Source organism: Isoptericola croceus, from assembly GCF_029382255.1.
GTDB lineage: Bacteria > Actinomycetota > Actinomycetes > Actinomycetales > Cellulomonadaceae > Isoptericola > Isoptericola croceus.
The window spans coordinates 1-271 of the sequence record NZ_JARLLG010000266.1; the positions used below are offsets into that span (position 1 = coordinate 1).

Genomic DNA, 271 nt, shown 5'->3' on the forward strand with positions numbered 1-271 from the left:
CGTAGTACTCGAAGATGGGTCTGAAATCGCATTTGGCGAATTCCTTTATCTCCACCGGGTTGCCCTGGGGATCCTTTGCTCCACCGGTCTTTTTGAGGATGTCTTGGAAGTCCATGAAGAAATTCTTCTGGAAAGTAGGATTTTCGGTGTGGTGTGTCGCGTTGAGCATGCTGCCGAAGAATCCAGCGACTTCCTCAGCCTCGGGCTCAAGGGTGACCGGGACACCGTCGTATTTCATCTTGACGTCCTGAGGCAGGGGCTCGTATGGAGG

Annotated in this window: 1 protein-coding gene; it reads right to left on the minus strand. The window is 53.1% G+C overall.

Going from position 1 to position 271, the window contains the following annotated elements; translation table 11 throughout:
- Positions 1-238, minus strand: a 238-nt coding sequence (locus PZC42_RS24690) for a hypothetical protein (RefSeq protein ID WP_277214155.1), incomplete at its 3' end; no start/stop codon positions are given.
- Positions 239-271 lie beyond the last annotated feature (33 nt).